The organism is Kaistella sp. (genome assembly GCF_041824135.1).
GTDB lineage: Bacteria > Bacteroidota > Bacteroidia > Flavobacteriales > Weeksellaceae > Kaistella.
Genome location: NZ_JBGZYM010000002.1, coordinates 1 through 21,471 on the forward strand (window position 1 = coordinate 1; position 21,471 = coordinate 21,471).

A 21,471-nucleotide genomic window follows, 5' to 3' on the forward strand; every position below is an offset into this window, starting at 1 on the left:
TAGATCACTTTTTTTTGCATGAATGACTGTACATCAATTTTCATAAATAATTTTGCAAATATAAAACATTTTTACCTTAGAGAAATTCTTAATTTTTAGTTAAATACCATCAAAAAAGCATAATTTTTTGCTATCAAAACGATGAATTATTCTTTTTATGATTTTAAGAAAATAAAACTCTATCGGTGAATGTTCTTTAATAATTAATTTTTTTCAAATATTTTTCTGATTTTATTTCTAATTTTAATCAACATTGGTTCCTGATAATTGGCATCTTCCTCAAAATAACCGTAACCATAGCCGTACCCATAACCGTAGCCGTACCCATAACCCTGATCTGCTTGATAATCATTATAAACCAGTCCTAAATTTTTCACCTCATGACTGTGGTATTTCTCAGTGATCATTTTCAGCATGTGTTTTTCGGTATATTCATGACGAACAACGTAAATACTTGCATCTGAATAAGTCATCAGCTCAAATGAATCTGCGACCAAGCCAACCGGCGGCGAATCGATAATAATAAAATCGTAATGATTCTTCAACTCGTTTATAAATGCAATGTTTCGGTCACTCATCAATAACTCTGATGGATTTGGAGGAATCGGTCCAGATGTAGCGACATCAAGGTCTGGAATTGAAGTTTTATTGATAATCTGAGCCATTTCTACTTCCCCTGTTAGGTAGTTTGAAATCCCATATTGGTTATTAATTTTAAAGTCGCCAAAAATCTTTGGTTTTCTGAGATCCATCCCTAAAAGTATTGTTTTCTTTCCACTTAGACCCAAAACTGAGGCGATATTAATGGAAACATACGTTTTTCCTTCGCCACCAATGGAGGAGGTTACCAAGATAACTTTAGACTGATTATCTTCTTTGTGTAAAAAACGAAGATTTGCTCTGATCCCACGGAATGCTTCTGAAATTGAAGATCGTGGCTGTTCTAAAACGGTAAGATTGTTATCGTGCGTACTTTTTCCAATAACACCTAAAAGCGGAATTCTCGTAGCTTGAAGTAGTTCTTTGATGTTTCTAATTCTACTGTCGAGCACCTGACCAATAGCTAAAAGAAGCAATGGTAAAAGTAAAAGCCCACCCATGATGATGTATTTGACTTTAGCAATATTTGGAGCAATTGGTCCCTGTCCCAAGTTCTTAGCAGGGTCAATTACGTTGATATCTGATTTATTGGTCGCAACTCTGATCTGAGTTTCATTTTGTTTAGATAACAGAACATTGTAGGTTGCTTCAATCATATTATATCCTCTCTCAGCGTCCATATACTTACGCTCTTTTTCTGGGTAAGTAACCAAATCTATATTTGCTCTCGCAATTTCGCGATCTATTTTAGAAATTTCATTAACGTAGGTATTGTAGTAGTTTCCAAGTGAACCGGTCGAGTTGGTTCTTGCCTCGTTGATCAATCGATTAATTTCCCGCATCGGCTCAGAACTTGGCGTATAAATTAAAGCGAGCTCTCGGCGTTTTGCGTATAAAACCTTCAGTTCCGCAACTGTAGCATTAAACATCCCATCTTCGATTCCAGCAGAATTGGTGCTGATCATTCGATCTAAATTTTGGGAAGTTAAAGAATTTTTAATGGTGTTTAAAGAATTGATTCGCGTAAGGAAATCTGCTTTCTTGGCATCCAAAGCCTTTATGTTTTCCAATGACTTTTCGTCTCGATCTTTAATATCATAAAGCCCTTCTGAAACTTTCATTTGATTTAAAACAGTAGCGCTGGAATCTAATTTTTTTCTAATCTTACCAAGATTATCAATCAAATATTGATCAGTATTTTTATCAACAACATTACGATCAATCAATCTTTTCTTCTCCAGTTCAGCAACGGAAGTATTCAAAAAGTTAACAGTCCCATTGAGATTGTATCCTTTTTTACCGATCATCATGATGGTGCTGATTTCTTTATCGAATTCAACGGAAATCGTGCTGACCAAATTATTAACGGTATTGTTAACCGTAGAAAGTGATATTATGATATTTTCAAACTTTATTTCACTTGGCTGCGGATTTTTAATCAGCTTGAATTTTAAATTCGGCGAAGTGTACCATTGATTCAGTGCAAGGATTTTATTTTCAGGTCTTACGTACTTCGGAACGGTTTTGAAACCCTCTAATTCAAAAGAGTAAAGGGAACGGGACTGCCCTTCTTTAGGCAATACTACTTCGTATCGGTCACCACCTTTAGGAATAAGCGTAATAGGATATTCAACCTGTTGCAAAGATGATCGATCTATCTCCAAAAAAACTGGCGAATCATATTTATCCAGATAAGTTTGTTTAATTAATCCTGAGGTTGCATAATTCACGTATAAATCAAGTTGCTTCACCAGATATTCATTATGTGACCTGGAGAGTAGCATCTTCTTTAAATAAACCCCGTCCTGATTACCGGTTTGACCCCAAATGAAATTGATTGACTGGTTTGGTGTGAAATAACTTGCGGTACTATTGGAAATACTTAACGATAGGTTTGAGGCATAGATTCGCTGCGCATAGTACTTGCTATAAACCCACGAAATGCCATATCCCAAGGCAGCCATTAGTACAAACCAATACCAATTTTTTAGAAGTCTTCTGATAAAATATTCAAAATCGAAAATAGCGAATGATCCGACTTTATCCTGTGCTGCAGGCGTATTTGTGCTTTCTTTTCCCGGTATCATCTTACAATCTTGTTAAAAGTAAATAAATCGTCATTGCGGTGGTCACAAGAGAAACTCCGGTAGTTAAAGTTTGGATCGGGTCTTTTCCAAATCCATTCAGATTTTTTGATCGGGTATTAAGAAAGATTTCGTCCCCATTTTGTACCCAATAATAAGGAGAATTCATTACATCTTCGCGGGTTAAATCTATTTTGGCGATTTTTATTCCTTCAGGAAGTTTTCTATGAATTACAATGTTGGTACGATCAACAGTTCGGTTAAGACCTCCATTGACTGCTAAGGCTTCGGTAATTGTTAAGGTATTTTTATGTGCTTTCTTCTCACCGCTGATTTCTACTGTCTCAACATCTCCTAAAATATAATAAGTGATTCCATCTGTATTTAAGCGAACTTCCGATTTACCATCCACAAAATTCTCATTTACTTTTTGCTGAATTTCTTTGGTCATATCCTCTATTGTCCTGCCTTCAGCTTTGATGTAGCCAATTCCGAAAACATTGACATCACCATTGGAATCGACCTTTAATCCATTAAAATAGATGGTTGTATTTCCTGCTTGTCCTTTACCTTGGTTAGAAACATTCATATTTCCACCCGGTGTAGCGCTGCCGCCTTGCTTAGCATCGTTTGCAGAAGATGCATTGAGTGCGGAGTAGAATTGTGCGGCATCACCTTGCGGTGTAGTGACAATATTAAGAGTGAGAATATCATTTTTAGTAATGCGATAAATCGGCACATTATACGGAACCAATCCTTCTTCATTAATCACCAAACTCTCGTTGGGCTGCATATACCGAACATCTTTACTAGAGATGCACGAAAAAAGTAAAAAAGGTAAAATAAGCAGTAAAGCTGGTTTAAATATTTTCATCAGTAGTTATGTAGTTTTGCAAAAATAACAAATAATTAATTAGTTTCTTTTCTTCTCAATAAAATGATTCGCGGGATATACGCGCCTATAAATCCTAAACTCAACACAACGAGAAGCAATAAGTTAACATTGATATGTCTAAAGTAATAAGCCACCGCAACAACGAGCAAATAATAGGTGAGAATATATACGGTAGATCGACGGTGTGTTAATCCTAGTTTTAAAAGCGAATGATGAATATGGTTTTGATCAGCTGCAAATACAGAGGTCCTCTGCAATATTCGAATAATGATCACATTCAACGTATCTACAATAGGAAGGATAAGAATGGCAACAGTAACTGCGGGAGCGGCTTGTAAATAATATCTTGGAATTTCGGGAAGTTTTTTATCGATGAAAATATCTATAAAACAAATGGCTGTGAAAGCAAGCAGAAAACCTAAAATCATAGAACCAGTGTCTCCCATAAAAACCTTATTATTTCTATAATGAGAAAGATTATAATATAAAAATCCAATCACAGAGCCTATAATAATTGCAGACAAAACAACTAAAGGATAGTTAAATTCACCCAAACGAAAATAACTAATCCCAAATAAAGCGCTACAAATTATTGAATATCCACCCGACAGTCCGTCAATACCATCGATGAGATTGAAGGCATTTATCAAAGCGATAAACGTAAACATGCTGAAAATAACGCTGAACGTGTAGTTAAGTTCATAAATCCCCAAAACTCCAAACAAACTTCTAATCCGAACATCTGAGCCAAGAACCATCAAAGCGGTTACGACAATTTGTGCTAAAAGTTTTTTGTAGGCACGCATCACCACAATATCATCCATAACTCCGATGTATAGCAAGATCACCAACGATGCGAATAAGAATTTATACAGTTCGAATAGTTCAAAGGCGAAAATAGAAGCACATACTGCCAGCGAATAGAAGATCGCAATCCCACCAAGATTGGGTATTTTTCGGAGGTGAGAACTTCGGAGCCCAGGCTCATCCATTAAGTTTTTCCTTCTAGATATTTTAACAATGGTCGGAATAGTAAAAAAAGTCAAGGCGAATGAAAACAACATGCCCAGTATCAACTTTGCATAGAAAAGTGAAATTCCAAAATATTCTAAACCGTCTTTAACTATTTCATTCATGGTACTTACCAAAGTGCGTTAGTATATCTATCGGATGAAAAGCCACCTTTATCGCCATTTCCTTTCCCGAAGTAGAAAAACATGGCGACAAAATACGTCATAAATCCTAAATAGAGAATTTGCCTTGCGCGACCTTTCACAGCGTACACAATACTGGTCATGCAAAACATGGTTACAAAAAACATGTAAGCACCCGGAAGTCGTATCGCAAAAATTTGATTGGATCGGAAGAAATAAAATAAAGCAATGCCAAAAACAGCCAAATTACGCATGTATTCATACCACCAAACTTCGTCACAGGCTTCTTTATCGTATTTAATTAAAATCCCAATGAAAAATAATTTCACAATATCATTAAGGCCTGTCTCTACTTCGGTTCCATAATATCGATCATCCAAATAACCTGTGTAAGCACCAGAAAGATCATCCGGGGCGATAGAACCAAAGATTCCACCACCCAATCGATACAATTCAAAAGGAGAAGACAGCAGCGCAACTACCAATATCCAAAAAATTCGCTTACTGTTCAACGGAATTTTAACAATCCAATATGCAGGCAAAAAAATAATCGATGTTTTGTGAAATCCTAAGGCGATGTACATACATAAAAGGAACATGAACAGATTTCGATCTTTAATGAATTTAAAAGAAGCTACACAAACAGCAATTCCTAATCCCTGTCTCATCTGCCCTGAATCCTCAAAAAACATAATCGGCATGAAGTAGAACATTAAAGCCAAAGTCGGAAAAGCAACATTCTTGTAAATTGCTGTAAACTTAAGCGACACCGCAATGAGTGCCATAATGAAAGTAACGATGTAAAAAGGAAAACCGAAATCGAAAACCAGTTTGTTGATCAGCACGAAAATCCATTCGATTTCTTCAGCATTGGACCGAAAAAGTGCTTTGTCAAAAACGTCACCGTAAGAGGTATAGATTGCAAATCCAGAAAAAAGCATCTTGTAAATTGGGTAATCTGCACCTGCATTGAGTCGGAAACCGACCGCACCAACGATTAAAATCCCGGCAATCCAAACAAAAATGCTTTGCTTCTTCTCTAACCTAAAAATTTCCCAATAACTCGCAAATGCAAGAAACAGAAAAATTATAATGAAAATAGGATGTAGAATTGGCATCAATAAAATTCTGTTTTTATAGTAATTTCCTTATAAATTGATTGAGTCCCGTAAAACAAAGGAAATAATAAATTTTCTTCTTTAAAGGCAAAGATAAGAGATAATTCTTTTCGAATCGTTGATGGAATAATATTTCTCTTTTTGTGATCTGATGCTTTGTTGTAAAAGTATTGAGTGCTTTATTCATCTCTGTAAAAGTATCTTCTTCTTTTACAAATGCCAGGTACGCCAAATACGTGTAAACACCTTCCAAAATATTAAAATTTTTCAATTCCTGTTTCTTATCGGAATACTGCGACTGATGGAAGGAAAGATTCACCTCCTCTACGGCGGTTAAAATATCCAAACCTTTTCGGGTGTGTGTTTTTGTAATAGAATCCGTGCGTTCTAAATATTGGTAATGATAATTTTGAGTTTGAGCGATTGTTTTACACTGCAATAATAATTGCGGAATCAACTGAATATCTTCAAAATGAATTCCTTTTTTAAATCTTTTATTTTCGAAAAGTTCTCGTTTAAAAATTTTGTTACAGGCAAAATACGAAAGATCAGCAAAGACAGAAAAATTCTCACGAAGATCTATTTTCTCCGGCATATTTGGAATTTGCGTTAATTTTTGTGTAACATTTCCTTGTTCATCCACTTTCTGAATATTGCAAATTACCATTTCCGCTTGATGCTTGATGGCTAAAGAATACATTTCTTCAAACATGATTTTAGAAACTTCATCATCACTGTCTACAAAACCAATAAACTCCCCGATTGCTCTATATAATCCAAAATTTCGAGCCTCGCTTAAACCACCATTTTCTTTGATGAATGATTTTATTTTTAAGGGATATTTTTGCTGAAATTCATCAATGATCACTTGTGATTGATCAGGACTTCCATCATTAATGATCAGGATCTCGATTTCCGCCAAAGTCTGATTCACCAATGAATCTAAACATTTTCTAAGGTATTTTTCTACCTGATAAACGGGAACAATAATGGAAACTTTAATCATGACTTTTAAAGATTTGTCCGTCTTTTATAGAGATAATAATCTTTTCCAATCGGTCTTAATTGATAAATCCATTTTAACATTTGTGGCGCATTATCGTGAATTTTCGCAATTGGATAAGTTTTCACCAATTCGTAATCATCATTAAACTGAACTTGATCCGCTGGTTTAATCTTATAAAAACCTTCAGCTCCTCCAGCTTTTTTTGCAATAGTTAAAATATAATCAGGATGAAATCTATTGACCGAATTAATCCACCAATAATTTTCGTCATTTAGCATTTCATCATTGATTCTTTCATTCACCAAGCCAACCTCATCATACGTATAAAGTTGCGTATAAAACGGAATAATTCCCGCTGGCTCCAGTAAAATTGATTTTTCCAGACCAACCTCATCTTTATTAATATCTGCAGCAATAGTCATTCGCTGGCGTTCTTCCATATAACCGATTGTATACGATTGAATCATCTGTAAAAAATAAGAGGCAATAAACACAAGAACAATTCCGACAAGAACACTTTTCTTTTTCCAATTATTGACATTTAAAAAATAGTACAATACTATAGCGAAAAGGAAAACTCTGGGGAGCCAGTAATACCAATCAAAATAGGCTTTGAACAAAGAAAAAATAGTGATTTTCGCCAGAGCAAAAACAAGAATTAAAACCAAAACAACTTTGGTCTTTTGCATTCCAACTTTCTTATCTTTTATTATTTTGAAAACTGCAAAACCCAGAAAACTCAGAAATGCAACAAAGAGCAAGAACGTGTAAATTCCATATTTCTTAATCAGCCCACCGTAATACGCCCATTGATACAGAAGATGTTGCGTAGTATTATCTTTAATTAAATTTTTGTAGGCGATTTTCTTGGCCGTAATCGTATGATTTACAATCTCTCCGAAATACAGATAATTAAATCCAACCACAGTCACTATACCAATGATTCCCCCTAAAATATAAACGAAATTAATTTTTCGCTTTAAATACAAATCTGCTAAAAAGAAAATTCCGAGAAAAATAACGGTATCAACTCTGGTCCAAAGCAAAAGTATTGGAAAGAGGAAATAAGCCCATTTTCTACTTTTAAAAAGTCCGAAATAAATTAAACCATTATAAAGGAAAAACAAGATCCCGTACTCCATCCCGAGAAAGGAAGCCGTTAAAGCGGGCGGCGTAATATTGAGCAGCAGAACGAACAAACCACGCTTCATCACATCGATAGGAAACAATATTTTTGCTAACCACCATGATCCGATTGCAAAAAGAATTCCCGAAAAAGTGAGTAATGGATAAATGAAATTGTCACCAAAAATCAGCTGAAAGAACGCCGTTATAAAAACATAAAAATGGGTGGTAGACGCAGAGATCCGTTCATCTCCATTAAACCCAATTACGCAGTATTGCACCAAATTTCGGGCAACACGCCAAGTGATAAAAGAATCCTCCTGAATGTTCTTGGTAAAAAACAAAGGAATCTTCACCAAAACGGCAAGCAAAATCAGCAAAAAAGGAGTGTTGAAAATCTTTGATAGAACGGTTTTCATTAGTGTATTTAAGCGTCAAAAATAAGAATTTTAATCTATCCTGAAATTTGCAAAAAATTACCTTAGATTTTTAGGAGACGAGGATTCATAAATCCTCTTTTTGCCGCTTCATAATCCGATAACGAACATGGAATTAAATCCTCTTCATTTTCATCAGCGCCAAAATACCAAAGATCACTAAAAGTCTCCCGCTGAAAGGCGTACTTGTTATCATCGATCATCAACCAATACGTTTCATAGGATCTTTCTGCCGGATGAGATTTCTGAATATTGATGCCCTCAATCAAATGCCAGATCATTTGTGCTAACAGTTGGTGATTCAGAAAATGACGAGAATTAGCGTTAAAATTAAAAATGCCCACTGATTTCAATTTTTGGCTTAATCCGATTTCCTTCATATACGCACAGATCTCTCTTTTGTTCAATCCATTTACCTGAGGATTCACGGAGAAACCATCGCCCATACTTTCAACCGCATCACAATTTAAAGTCACTAAATCGGCATGTCGGAAAAACGGTTCTGTTTTTTCGGTCGTGTTCATTAATTCTGCCAGACGCACAACATCAAACTCTACTTCTTTCATCAGTTTCACCGAATCCATTTCATTTAAATGTTTTTGGTAACCCAAATGATGATAGTTTTTAATACTAAATTTTTTTGAACTGAGAATTCTCGATAAGAAATTCTTCTCGGTCAATTCCTCGCCATCATTTGCTAAAGAAATAAGATTGGAGATTTGAGTATAATTATTATTTTTCTGATGAAAATCTAAAGCTGAGAACAACGAAAACGCCAAATCGTTGCTTCCACCAATAATTACTGGAATCGCATTTTTAGTATGGCAAGCCGATAAAACTTCCTGTAAAATATAATGCGTATCCTGATGTGATTTACCTGAAATTAAATCTCCCAAATCGCAAACTGGAATTTCGAAATCTAATTTTGAAAGTCGGTACAGTTCATTTCTTACTTTTTTAAAATCTAGAATTTCAGCGTCGCCGTTTTCAATCCCACGATAATCAGAGCAAAAAACAAGAACGATTGCATTTTCCTGTATTTCATTCAATATAGTATGGCCAAGTTGCCATTTTTCAGTCTGGATTGGTCTTGGTAAAATCAGAATATCTTCGAGGTTCATAGTAGAGATTAATGTTAGTCACAAAAGTAAAAAAAAAGCACCACCAAACGGCGATGCTTTCATCATTTAATCGAATAAAAACTATTGTTTGATTATTTTTTTAGTAACGAATGACTGATCTTTCATTATAATTTTCACAATATAGATTCCATTTGTAAGTTTTCCTGCATTAACACTTCCACCTTCAATATTGGCTTTCAATACTAACTTTCCACTTAGATCATAAAGTTCTACCGTTTGAGCATCTTTGCTTTTAATATTAAATTGCTCTTTGAATGGATTTGGGTACAACTCTACCTGTTTGTTTTTCGCCTGTTCTACAACTTCAGAAGGGTTGAGCGTTCCTCCGTTGCCTTGAGTAGCATGAACTCCAAGTAACCTTTTTTCATCTTTAGCACATCTTACAGACATTCCTGCTTGCGGATAAACCGCAGTGCCAGTTTGCATCTGTGGTCCTTCAAATTGCATGGCTAGAGCGTAACCGGTATTATAATCCGCCATAGAAGCTGTCCAAACACCAGATCGATCAAAAGTAGTTTGATTTTCTCCAATTTCACCACGAATTCCATCCTTAGGGAAGTTTCCTATCGGGAAGGTAGAGTTTTCGAATTTCCAACCAGAATTTCCAACAACTCCTGAATAAAAATTTCCAACATCATGCCACTGATCCTGAATGACTCCTGATTTACCATAAGCATCATTTCTGTATCCGTTGTACCACGGAGAATTACCTTTGGATCCAGTATATAGATTAGTAAAAGTAACATCTGGCACTCGCCATCCTTCCGGACAAGGATCAAATGGAGATTTTTTATCAGCATGCCCCCATCTGTCAGCAGAGCCAGCTCGCTCATTTGAAACCCAATCTCTTACTTTTGTTAAATCATTACCATAGTGATTTCCACCATTATACAAATTCCCGATACCGGATTGATATAAAAACTTCAGCGGATTTTGAACTGAATAAAGGATATTTTCTCTCTCTCTTTTATATTTTATAGAATTATCAGAACCATAGTTTTCATAAGAAACGGTATGATATTTTATATAATCATTACTACTTGTATCAGTATAATTACTGACTTTTCCTTTAAATGCTGCAACTGGATCTAATTTCGAAGTATTTGCGCCAGAGTTATAAATTACTTTCGAACTACCTTCTGGAAATACTGGCAGCGGATCTTTTCTGCCCCACTGATAATGAAGCCCATTTGCTTTGCCCGATTCTAATAAATTACTTTCCGCTCCCAGATTTCTATCCATGAAAACAGTTACCATTGGCGGCATTTTACTCGTTGTAGGATTTATAAAATTATAAGATGTTGCAATTGGCGTTTCTGTAAGATAACTGATCGAATTTAATGTGGGGTCGTTGGTTGGCGCCCAAATATGCCAACTCCAAAGAGCTGGACTATCTATATTGCCATTGTGTAATGAAATAACTGCGTTTCCCGTTTCACCACTCATTGTCTTGACAACGATTACCGAATTTCTAATATCTCCGGAATTTGCTTGAATTGATACATCTGACACTAAATTTTTATTGGTTGTCCAAAATACTTTTGCCTGCAAGTTATCTGCTGGCAACATATCGTGATCTGAAAGATATTGATTATAAACAGAATATGCTTTACTGATAGGGATTTCTATAGTTCTCTGGTCAAGAATCACATAAGAATTAGGACTATCCAATCCCTCTTTAAAATCTTCTTTTTCGGCGCTAAAATACTGCGTTGCAAAATTTCCAATTTTCAAGAGATTAGGATCCCTCATACATTTTACTGCATTACCAGCTTTACTAGGATTTGTTTCATTATTATAAATTGCATGTAATCCTACGTTTGTGGTTGTTCTAAAAGCATCTGAAATCATTGAAAAAATACGTACGCCATCATATGCAAAAGTTGAACTCCACAATCCATTATTTGCAAAGTCATCCTGGAAAATAATCCCGACGGGAGCATTTGGAGCACTTGAATTTGGATAGTAAACATAACCACCAGAAACAGGAATGTTTCCTACATTCCTACTGCCTCCTTGAGCATTCGTAAAGTTCATGCCTAAACCAGGATAAACTTTGATTCCATCAAGATACTGATTTATAGCATTGGGGAAAATTTGGCGTGCATTAATATTGGCATCATCATTTACACCACTATATTTCCGTCCGAAAATAGATAAACTGTTGTTCATCGTTTCCCGGCCATAGTACGATGGAATCCTCCAGCCATTTGGACAAGGATCTAGTTCTGATTTTAATTCATAAGACCTGCTTTCATTTTTCAACGTCGTATTAGAACTACTTGCGTTGCTGTTTCCACCTTTCGCATTATCTGACCACAGATCCCAGGTAATGTAATCCGGACTCACGCCGGCTACTTTATATCTGCTGCTGGAAAACCAGTTTCCAGTATTATCTGTGTTAATGATATAAGTAATTGGGTTGTTAACCGAATACTTGATGTTTTTCTCAATTTCATCGAAGGGTCTTACCTTCACTGGAATTGTATTAAGAGGATCAATCTGTTTATGCTTTAAAACCCCAACTTCACCAGAAATTTCATAGAAATAAGAATCTTTGTAAACTAAAGGAGGAAAAGGATCTTTCCTTCCCCATTCGTACATTAATCCACCAGATTTCTGCCACTGATTGTCCAAAAAGCTATTACTTGTAGCTCCAAGATTTCGATCCATATACTTAACACTAATTGGATTGCCATCTATGTCTGTTTCAAACCCCTGTGTATAATCTACCCCATTTTCAGGATTATCAGTAACCCAAATATGCCAACTCCAATAAATGATTTCATTTACTTTGAAGGCCACAACAGCGTTTCCCTTCCCCCGTCCCTTATTAATATGAACTTTAATTGAAGATTTCGAAGGGTCAGCATTAGAAACTATACTAATATTTTGAATAAGTCCGGGCGTATCTTCCCAATACAAAGAGGCAGTTTGAACTCCCGCAGGTATAGGAGTCGACATTCCATCGGATCTCAAATATTCGTAATTCGCCCACATCTCATACGCTTTCAATACCGGAATTTCTATTCCGCCATAATTATTGGTATTTGCAAGTTCTAAATCGTAAATATAGCTATTGGGCGCCTTAGCACCAATAACCGTTTGAGAATAGAGAAAATTAGCAAAAAAACAATACGCTAACAGTTGATATTTAATCATATTAAAAAAATTATATAAAATTTATAATTTTTTTAACATCTTTTGTGTGTTTTATATTTGTTTTTTTTTCTTTTTGTGTAACGCCAAATTTAGTAAGATATATGATATTACAAACCAAATTTTGAAAAAAAATCGCTGTTTAATTTTTTACAATTTTAAAATATCTAACCAATACCTCTCTCATTATAAGCACGATAGACTATTCACGAAATCACTGCCTTAAAAAGCGATAAGCAGAGTTCTACTAAAAATAATCATGTTTAACTTAATTTCTAATAAAAACACCCATAAACCTCATAAAATCAACGTCTGAAATACGATTTACGATTCAAAAAAGTGACCTAACTGAATTCAAATCAATTAAATAACAAAAAATCTCCAAATAATTAATATTTGGAGATTTTGATAATTTAACAAAATATGAATTTACTGCTTTTTCGGTGCTGCTTTTTTTGCAGGAGCTTTTTTAACAGCTGCCTTTTTAACAGCTGGTTTCTTCGCCGCAGCTTTTTTAGGCTTTTCTTTGAAAGCATTTTTATCTTGCGCTGTAATCCACTTTTTAACTTCCTCTAAAGAAACATCTGCCAATTCTTCTGGTGTGAATTTTTCGTCTTTCTTGTTTTTAGGAATTTTAAAAATGTTTTTTCCATGTTTTATAATCGGGCCCCAGCGTGCATTTTCGATTGAAATTTTTTCTTCGACCCATTGTTGAATATAGCGGTTGGCTTCTTTTTCCAACTTCGCTTCAATCAATTCATTAATATCATTTTGTGAAAGATTTTCGAAATCATAACGTTTGGGAACGTTGATGAACATCGACTGATATTTAATGAATGGCCCAAATCTACCCGTTCCTTTTGTGACAGGCTCTCCTTTAAAACTGGCAATCGGAGCATCAGCCAATTTCTTTTCGTTGATGATCTCTTCGGCTCTTTCCTGAGTAACCGACAATGCATCTTCCCCTTTTGGAATGCTGATAAAAGCTTCACCCCATTTCACGTAAGGTCCAAATCGACCTACGCCAATCGTTACGGTTTGATCTTCGAAAGGATTCAAATCAAAAGGAAGTTTAAACAATTCTAAAGCTTCTTCTAAAGTAATCGTTGCAATATTTTGCGTAGACATCAAACTTGCGAAAATTGGTTTTTCCTCATCATCCTGTTCGCCGATCTGCACCATTGGTCCAAATCGTCCTATTCTGGTTAAAACGTTTTTACCGGATTTTGGATCAATCCCCAAAATTCTTTCTCCATTTGCACGGTCTGCATTTTCCTCTACATCAGCAATTCTAGGATGAAAATCTTTATAGAAACCTTGTAAAACTTCTTTCCATTTTTCTTCGCCGTTTGCAATATGATCAAAGTCCTGCTCTACTTTTGCGGTAAATCCATAATCAAGAACCTCAGCAAAATTTTGCGTCAGGAATTCATTAACGACTTCACCAATATCGGTTGGAACAAATTTATTTTTATCGCCACCAAACTTTTCAGTCAACACTTCTTTTTTAAGATCTGTTTTTCCTAAAGTCATCTTCATAATTTCTCGCTCCTGTGGGATAATCTCTCTTTTATCCACATACTCACGATTCTGGATCGTCTGAATGGTAGGTGCGTAAGTGGAAGGTCTTCCGATACCAAGTTCTTCTAACTTCTTCACCAAACCAGCTTCCGTATATCTTGCAGAAGGTCGTGAGAATTTCTCCGTCGCTTCAATTTTTTTATAATCTAAATCTTCACCAACAGTAACTTTCGGTAATAATTTTTCGTTGTTTTCTTCGTCGTCATCTTCGGCTTTTAGAATTCCGTAAGCTTTAAGGAAACCATCAAAAATAATCACTTCACCTTGTGCTTCAAAATGTTGTGGAAGTTTTGAATTCCCAATTTCAATTACCGTTTTTTCGATTTTAGCATTCGCCATTTGGGAAGCTAAAGTTCTTTTATAGATTAACTGATATAATTTATTCAATTGCGCATCACCAATACTTTTCATTGTGAAATCAGTTGGACGAATTGCTTCGTGAGCTTCCTGTGCAGAAGCTGACTTTGTATTGTAATTTCGTGGATTAGAATAAGCTTCACCATACTCAGAAAGAATCTGTGCTTTCGCTCCGTTAATGGCTTCTTGCGAAAGATTGACGGAATCGGTTCTCATATAAGTAATAAAACCTTCTTCGTATAAACGCTGCGCCACTCTCATGGTTGCAGTTACGCCGTAACCCAATCTATTACTCGCTTCCTGTTGCAAAGTTGACGTCGTAAATGGCGCGGAAGCAGTACGCGTTCCAGGTTTTGTTTCAACATTTAAAACTGTAAAATCGGTATTTTTACATTGCGTTAAAAAGTCCTCGGCTTCTTTTTCCTGAACGAAATCTTTTTTAAGTTTTGCAGTAATTTCCTGTTTTGCATTATTAAGGAAAACTCCTTCTAATTTGAAAGTTGATTTCGGGGTAAAACCTCTAATTTCTAATTCACGTTCTACTACCAAACGGACGGCAACAGATTGAACACGTCCTGCTGAAAGTCCGGTTTTTACTTTTTTCCAAAGAACCGGTGACATTTCGAAACCTACAATCCGATCGAGAATTCTTCGGGCTTGTTGCGCGTTAACTAAATTTTGATCGATCTTTCTTGGATTTTCAATTGCCTTTAAGATCGCATTCTTAGTAATTTCGTGAAATACAATACGTCTGGTATTTTCTTCTTTCAACTTTAACTCTTGAGCCAAGTGCCACGCGATTGCTTCACCTTCGCGGTCTTCATCGGAAGCTAACCAAACGATGTCTGCCTTCTTCACCGCTGCTTTTAACTCGGTTACCAGTTTCTTTTTATCAGCAGAAACTTCGTAATCGGGCGTAAAAGTTTCCAGGTCGATTCCCATACCTTTTTTAGGTAAATCCCGGATGTGTCCGAAACTGGATTTCACGTCGAAATCCTTCCCTAAATACTTTTGAATCGTTTTGGCTTTTGCCGGTGATTCTACAATCACTAAATTTTTTGACATCCTCGAAATTTTTGCAAAAGTAGAAGTTTTTTTTTAATACTGCAGTTTTGTGTTTTTTTAAGATGCTTATCGCGCCAAATTGCAAACCATAGAAAACGCTTATATTTGTGGAAAGTTGAACATCCTTGTGAAGAAATTCATTCAAAATACAATTCAAAGTCAAAAAATTTTCTACCGATATTTCCGCAGAAAAGGGCTGAAAAGATTCTTTAAAGAAAATGTATTAGAAAGCGATGGCAGCAACGAAACCAAAGCAAAATCAATTGCGCTGGGCTTTTTTATTGGACTGTCGCCTTTTTGGGGATTTCATTCTTTTTTAGCAATTACGCTGTCGGTTTATTTTAAACTGAATAAACTATTGACGTTCATGTCTTCACAAGTCACTTTTCCCCCATTAATTCCTTTAATCATATTTTTATCAATGATGGTTGGAGCTCCGTTTGTTGCCAATACTGCAAACTTGCAGGATCAAGCCTTCGATTTAGAATTTATTAAAAATAATTTAACTCAATATATAATAGGTAGTTTTATTTTGTCCATAAGTTGCTCCTTGATCTTTGGTTTTATCTCTTATTTCATCCTCGAAAAATTTAATCCTTCTCCAAAAAAATAGGTTGCGCAACAATTTGCAAAAAAAATTAATCTAATTGATAACCAACAATTTGAAATATCATATTTTTGTATTAAACCAACTGAAATGAGTGAAGTAATAAGTGCGATCATCGAGAGAGATACTTATGACAGCATTTTATATGCGGTGTTGGGTGGTCTGCTTTTACTTTCAATTTATCATTTAACCTTATTCTTTCAAAACCGTGATAAATCCTATTTCCTTTACAGTTCCTACACTTTCTTTTCTTTCTTAGCTTACATGCCTGTGGCAGAAAGTGGGTTTCTATACGATCTTTCTAATTATTTTCATTTTGATTATTATTCAAAAAATCTTTTTACGATTATCTTCAACGCTGTTTATTTTCTCTTTTTTGCTCAATTTTTAAATGTAAAGAAGACGAGTCCAACGTTCTATAAAATTATCGTTATTCCAATTTATGTATTGATAGGTATCGCTGTGATTGGTTTTATCTTATTGAAAACAGGAATTACCAAGATGATCTTTGAGGAATTTTACAAAGCATTTGTTTATATCATCACTGCCCACACGATTGTATCTTTTTATATTCTTACGAAGGTGAAAAACAATCTCAAATACTATATTATTTTTGGTGGAATCATTTTGTATATCTGCTCTATCTTAGGAGAACAGTCGAATCGACAATTACCATCGATCAATATTAGCAAGAAGATGGGCGACTTTATTTATTTTGTTGGGTTGATCATTGAAAATATTGCGTTTTCATTTGCCTTAGGACGCAGACAAAGGAGCAACTACCGAGAAAAAGTCTTATTCAATAAAAATTTAATTGTAGAAATGCAGAAAAATGTACAGTTGAAAGATAAAATAAATCTGCAGCATCAGAAACGTCTTGAGGTTGAAAATGACCGTATTAAATACCAGCGGGAAAATTCAGACCTTAGGCTTTCTATCCTGCAAAATCAAATGAATCCTCATTTTATTTTCAATGCTCTTAACTCCATTAAATATTATATTCTAGAAAATGACACCAAAAATGCCGTCGATTATTTGACCAAATTTTCCAAAATCATTCGAACCATTTTAGTTTCATCGACCGTCAAAGAATTCACATTGGATGAGGAACTACAATCTATTAAAGTGTACGTTGATATCGAAAATTTACGCTTCAATCATAAAATCAATTTCACTGTTTTTATTGATCCGAACATTGATATAAATCAAATAAAACTTCCACCGATGGTTTTACAGCCTTATATAGAAAACGCAATAATACACGGCGTTGCCTTGGTAGAAAATAAAAAAATAGACATCGAAATTTTGGCTAAAAATGAATGGATCGAAATCCGAATCAGCGATAATGGTATCGGCAGAAAAGAGGCAGCCAAAAACCGAGTTCGCCATAAAAACCTTAGTAAATCTTTGGGTACAAAAATCACCGATGGAATGCTGAAAAATTATTTCGGTCCGAAAAATTATTCCATCACTTACCATGATTTGCAGAATGATGAGTTGTCAATGGGAACAGTAGTGGTTTTAGAAATTCCCTCGCGATAACTTTTAGCCCTTTCCCTATGGCATAATTCGCCGAAAATCATTATATTCGCAACCTTAATTAATTAGAATATTTCTTATTGAACTGTTTGAAAATGAAGAAGTTTACCGAATATAAAAATCTCGATTTAACAGCCGTTGCCGAGAACATCACCCAGTTTTGGGAAAAAAATCAGACTTTTAAAAAATCCGTTGATATCCGCGAGGGTCAGCCGGAATATGTATTTTATGAAGGTCCGCCTTCTGCGAACGGAATGCCCGGAATTCACCACGTGATGGCGAGAGCGTTGAAAGATATTTTCTGTCGTTACCAAACCCAAAATGGAAAACAGGTTTTTCGTAAAGCAGGTTGGGATACTCATGGTTTGCCTATTGAATTGGGAGTTGAGAAAGAATTAGGAATTACCAAAGAAGATATCGGAAAAACAATTTCTGTTGAAGATTACAACCAAGCCTGTCGAAACGCTGTAATGCGTTACACTGATGTTTGGAATGATCTGACCGAAAAAATTGGATATTGGGTAGATCTGGAAGATCCATATATCACTTACGAACCGAAATACATGGAAACCGTTTGGTGGCTTTTGAAGCAACTTTACGACAAAGATCTCATGTATAAAGGATACACCATTCAGCCTTACTCTCCAGCGGCGGGAACTGGTTTATCTTCTCACGAATTGAATCAACCAGGAACTTATCGTGATGTTTCGGACACTACTGTGGTTGCGCAGTTCAAATTAAAACAAGCGCCTGAAAATGCAAGTGAAACCTGGAAAAAATTATCAGCGATCGCTTATCCAGAATCCACAATTGACAGCGAGGAAATCGCTGGAGCATCTTGCGGAGGAGCGTTGCATTGGGAAGAATTCGATGAAGCTAAACCAAAACCAAATGTTTATTTTCTTGCCTGGACAACAACTCCATGGACTTTACCTTCCAATACCGCTTTAGCAGTTGGACGTGATATAGAATATACGATCATCAAAACATTTAATCAGTATACTTTTGAGCCGATAACGGTTATATTAGCAAGCTGTTTAGTCTCTAAAAACTTTGGTAAAAAATACGTTCATGGGAATGAAGCGGATCTGAAAAATTATTCATCAGAGAGCAAAGTGATTCCATATCAAATTGTGGCAGAATTGATGGGCGAAGAATTAGCAGGAGCTGAATACGAACAATTAATTCCCTGGTTTTTACCTGCTGAAAATGCAGACAAAGCTTTCCGTGTGATTATCGGAGATTTTGTAACCACGGAGGACGGAACAGGAATCGTGCATATCGCGCCGACTTTTGGTGCTGATGATGCTAGAGTTGGAAAAGAAAACGGGATTCCACCATTGCTAATTAAAGACGAAAACGACAATCTCGTTCCTTTGGTTGACTTGCAGGGACGTTTCCTAAAAGGCGGAAATACGCCGGAATTATTCGCTGAGAAATTCATTAAAAATGAGTATTATGATAACGGAACTGCACCTGAGAAATCCTGGGATGTGGAACTGGCAATCCTTTTAAAAACAGAAAACAAAGCCTTTAAAGTTGAAAAATACGTTCACAGTTATCCGCATTGTTGGAGAACCGACAAACCGGTTTTATATTATCCATTGGATTCATGGTTTGTAAAAATGACGGCGGTAAAAGACCGTTTGGTTGCACTGAATGAAACCATTAACTGGAAACCAAAATCAACTGGTGAAGGAAGGTTTGCAAACTGGCTCGTTAACGTAAATGACTGGAATCTTTCCCGTTCAAGATATTGGGGAATTCCTTTGCCAATTTGGAGAACAGAAGATTTGAAAGAAGAGATCATCATAGGATCTGTAGAAGAATTAATGACTGAAATTCAGAAATCGATAGAGGCTGGATTCATGACCAAAAATCCTTTTGCTGCGTTCGAAGTTGGAAATATGTCGAAAGAAAATTATGCGACTATTGATCTGCATAAAAATATTGTGGATGAAATCATTTTAGTTTCAGCTTCAGGAAAACCAATGAGTCGCGAATCTGATTTGATCGATGTTTGGTTTGATTCAGGTTCGATGCCTTACGCACAACTGCATTATCCTTTTGAAAATAAGGAAATGATCGACTCCAATAAAGCCTTTCCTGCAGATTTTATTGCTGAAGGAGTTGACCAGACAAGAGGTTGGTTTTATACTTTGCATGCGATTGCAACTTCTGTTTTCGATTCTGTTGCCTATAAAAATGTAATGTCGAACGGTTTAGTTTTAGACAAAAACGGACAGAAAATGTCGAAACGTTTGGGCAATGCCGTTGATCCATTTACAACCTTAGAAAAATATGGTCCCGATGCTACGCGTTGGTATATGATCGCCAATGCGAATCCGTGGGAGAATTTAAAATTTGACTTAGAAGGAATTGATGAGGTTCGTCGTAAGTTCTTCGGAACATTGTATAACACGTATTCATTCTTTGCTTTATATGCGAATGTTGACGGATTTACGTATTCAGAAAAAGACGTAGAAAACCGTCCAGAAATTGACCGTTGGATCTTATCTGAACTCAATTTATTAGTAAAAGATGTTACTTCCTTTTATGAAGATTACGAACCAACGAAAGTTGCCAGAGCCATTAATAATTTTGTTAATGACAACTTAAGCAACTGGTATGTAAGACTTTGTAGAAGAAGATTCTGGAAAGGCGATTATTCTGAAGATAAGATCTCTGCTTACCAGACTTTATACACCTGTTTAGAAACGGTAGCCAAGATTGCCGCTCCAATTGCGCCATTCTTTATGGATCAGTTGTATCAGGATCTAAATAAGATCACTGGTAAAAATGAGGCAGAATCAATTCACTTAACCGATTTCCCGAAAGCAGATGAAAGTCTGATAGATCAGGATCTGGTAGAAAAAACACATTTAGCTCAGCAAATTACGTCGATGGTATTTTCATTAAGAAAGAAAGAAAACATCAAAGTAAGACAGCCTTTACAGAAAGTAATGATTCCGGTTTTGGATCAAAAAACCGAAGCACAGATCTTAGCAGTTTCAGACTTGGTAAAACAGGAAGTGAATGTAAAAGAACTGCAACTCATTAATGCTGATGAAGCTGCAGATCTAATTATCAAGCAAATTAAACCAAACTTCAAAACGTTGGGTGCAAGACTTGGAAAAGACATGAAAACGGTCGCGGGAGAAATCACCAATTTTACAGCTGAACAGATTTCAACTTTAGAAAAAGAAGGGAAGATGGAAATTCAGGGATATGAAATTTCATTGGATGATGTTGAGATTTTCACGAAAGACATCCCAGGTTGGACGGTTACAAGCGAAGGCAAGTTAACAGTAGCATTGGATTTAACGCTCACCGACGAGTTAAAAGCAGAAGGAGTTGCGAGGGAATTCATTAACCGTGTTCAGAATTTAAGAAAGGAAAAAGAATTCGAGTTAACTGACAGAATTACAATAAGTTTGGAAGAAAACAGTCCTTTTGAAAAAGAAATAGTGAACAATCAGACATATATTTCAGCAGAAGTGTTGTCAGATAAAATAGAAATTGTAAATTCACTCTCAAATTTTGACGAAATCGAAATAGATGAACTCAAATTTAAAGTGGAAGTTCAAAAATTATAATAAATT

At 35.7% G+C, this 21,471-nt stretch carries 12 protein-coding genes; 3 read left to right on the plus strand and 9 right to left on the minus strand.

What is annotated here, in order from left to right:
- Positions 1-203: 203 nt before the first annotated feature.
- The 9 genes from ACEYOS_RS00075 to topA all read right to left on the minus strand — a co-directional run bounded on the left by ACEYOS_RS00075 (position 204) and on the right by topA (position 15,723).
- Positions 204-2,687 carry a polysaccharide biosynthesis tyrosine autokinase gene (locus ACEYOS_RS00075; protein ID WP_373708819.1) on the minus strand — a complete coding sequence of 828 codons (2,484 nt, stop codon included), beginning with the start codon at positions 2,685-2,687 and terminating at the stop codon, positions 204-206.
- Position 2,688: 1 nt separating this feature from the next.
- Entirely contained in the window at positions 2,689-3,558 is an 870-nt protein-coding gene (locus ACEYOS_RS00080) for a polysaccharide biosynthesis/export family protein (RefSeq protein ID WP_373708818.1), read from the minus strand.
- A 35-nt stretch (positions 3,559-3,593) separates the two neighbouring features.
- A complete protein-coding gene (locus tag ACEYOS_RS00085) occupies positions 3,594-4,715 on the minus strand; it encodes a glycosyltransferase family 4 protein (RefSeq protein WP_373708817.1) in 1,122 nt (373 codons plus the stop codon).
- Between the two features lie 5 nt (positions 4,716-4,720).
- On the minus strand, positions 4,721-5,851 hold the full coding sequence (locus ACEYOS_RS00090) for an EpsG family protein (RefSeq protein ID WP_373708816.1): 1,131 nt from the start codon (positions 5,849-5,851) through the stop codon (positions 4,721-4,723).
- Between the two features lie 16 nt (positions 5,852-5,867).
- Positions 5,868-6,857: a glycosyltransferase family 2 protein gene (locus ACEYOS_RS00095; protein WP_373708815.1), complete on the minus strand. Its 990-nt coding sequence runs from the start codon at positions 6,855-6,857 to the stop codon at positions 5,868-5,870.
- 5 nt (positions 6,858-6,862) lie between these two features.
- Positions 6,863-8,401, minus strand: coding sequence for a hypothetical protein (locus ACEYOS_RS00100; protein ID WP_373708814.1), 1,539 nt, complete (start codon positions 8,399-8,401; stop codon positions 6,863-6,865).
- Between the two features lie 62 nt (positions 8,402-8,463).
- Positions 8,464-9,540 (minus strand): arginase family protein, encoded by a 1,077-nt coding sequence (locus ACEYOS_RS00105; protein ID WP_373708813.1) that lies wholly within the window; start codon positions 9,538-9,540, stop codon positions 8,464-8,466.
- Between the two features lie 81 nt (positions 9,541-9,621).
- Positions 9,622-12,723 carry a T9SS type A sorting domain-containing protein gene (locus ACEYOS_RS00110; RefSeq protein WP_373708812.1) on the minus strand — a complete coding sequence of 1,034 codons (3,102 nt, stop codon included), beginning with the start codon at positions 12,721-12,723 and terminating at the stop codon, positions 9,622-9,624.
- 426 nt (positions 12,724-13,149) lie between these two features.
- Positions 13,150-15,723 carry a type I DNA topoisomerase gene (topA, locus tag ACEYOS_RS00115; RefSeq protein WP_373708811.1) on the minus strand — a complete coding sequence of 858 codons (2,574 nt, stop codon included), beginning with the start codon at positions 15,721-15,723 and terminating at the stop codon, positions 13,150-13,152.
- Positions 15,724-15,802: 79 nt separating this feature from the next.
- Between topA and ACEYOS_RS00120 the strand changes: the two genes are divergently transcribed.
- From ACEYOS_RS00120 to ileS, 3 genes are all read left to right on the plus strand, one after another.
- Positions 15,803-16,336: a DUF2062 domain-containing protein gene (locus tag ACEYOS_RS00120; protein ID WP_373708810.1), complete on the plus strand. Its 534-nt coding sequence runs from the start codon at positions 15,803-15,805 to the stop codon at positions 16,334-16,336.
- Positions 16,337-16,420: 84 nt separating this feature from the next.
- Positions 16,421-17,872: a sensor histidine kinase gene (locus ACEYOS_RS00125; protein ID WP_373739130.1), complete on the plus strand. Its 1,452-nt coding sequence runs from the start codon at positions 16,421-16,423 to the stop codon at positions 17,870-17,872.
- Positions 17,873-17,964: 92 nt separating this feature from the next.
- Entirely contained in the window at positions 17,965-21,465 is a 3,501-nt protein-coding gene (ileS, locus tag ACEYOS_RS00130) for an isoleucine--tRNA ligase (RefSeq protein ID WP_373708808.1), read from the plus strand.
- Positions 21,466-21,471 lie beyond the last annotated feature (6 nt).

Excerpts from the sequence above, each read along its gene's own strand:
- ACEYOS_RS00075 (WP_373708819.1), bottom strand. The coding sequence starts at position 2,687 with ATGATACCGGGAAAAGAAAGCACAAATACGCCTGCAGCACAGGATAAA.
- ACEYOS_RS00080 (WP_373708818.1), bottom strand. The coding sequence starts at position 3,558 with ATGAAAATATTTAAACCAGCTTTACTGCTTATTTTACCTTTTTTACTT.
- ACEYOS_RS00085 (WP_373708817.1), bottom strand. The coding sequence starts at position 4,715 with ATGAATGAAATAGTTAAAGACGGTTTAGAATATTTTGGAATTTCACTT.
- ACEYOS_RS00090 (WP_373708816.1), bottom strand. The coding sequence starts at position 5,851 with ATGCCAATTCTACATCCTATTTTCATTATAATTTTTCTGTTTCTTGCA.
- ACEYOS_RS00095 (WP_373708815.1), bottom strand. The coding sequence starts at position 6,857 with ATGATTAAAGTTTCCATTATTGTTCCCGTTTATCAGGTAGAAAAATAC.
- ACEYOS_RS00100 (WP_373708814.1), bottom strand. The coding sequence starts at position 8,401 with ATGAAAACCGTTCTATCAAAGATTTTCAACACTCCTTTTTTGCTGATT.
- ACEYOS_RS00105 (WP_373708813.1), bottom strand. The coding sequence starts at position 9,540 with ATGAACCTCGAAGATATTCTGATTTTACCAAGACCAATCCAGACTGAA.
- ACEYOS_RS00110 (WP_373708812.1), bottom strand. The coding sequence starts at position 12,723 with ATGATTAAATATCAACTGTTAGCGTATTGTTTTTTTGCTAATTTTCTC.
- topA (WP_373708811.1), bottom strand. The coding sequence starts at position 15,723 with ATGTCAAAAAATTTAGTGATTGTAGAATCACCGGCAAAAGCCAAAACG.
- ACEYOS_RS00125 (WP_373739130.1), top strand. The coding sequence starts at position 16,421 with ATGAGTGAAGTAATAAGTGCGATCATCGAGAGAGATACTTATGACAGC.
- ileS (WP_373708808.1), top strand. The coding sequence starts at position 17,965 with ATGAAGAAGTTTACCGAATATAAAAATCTCGATTTAACAGCCGTTGCC.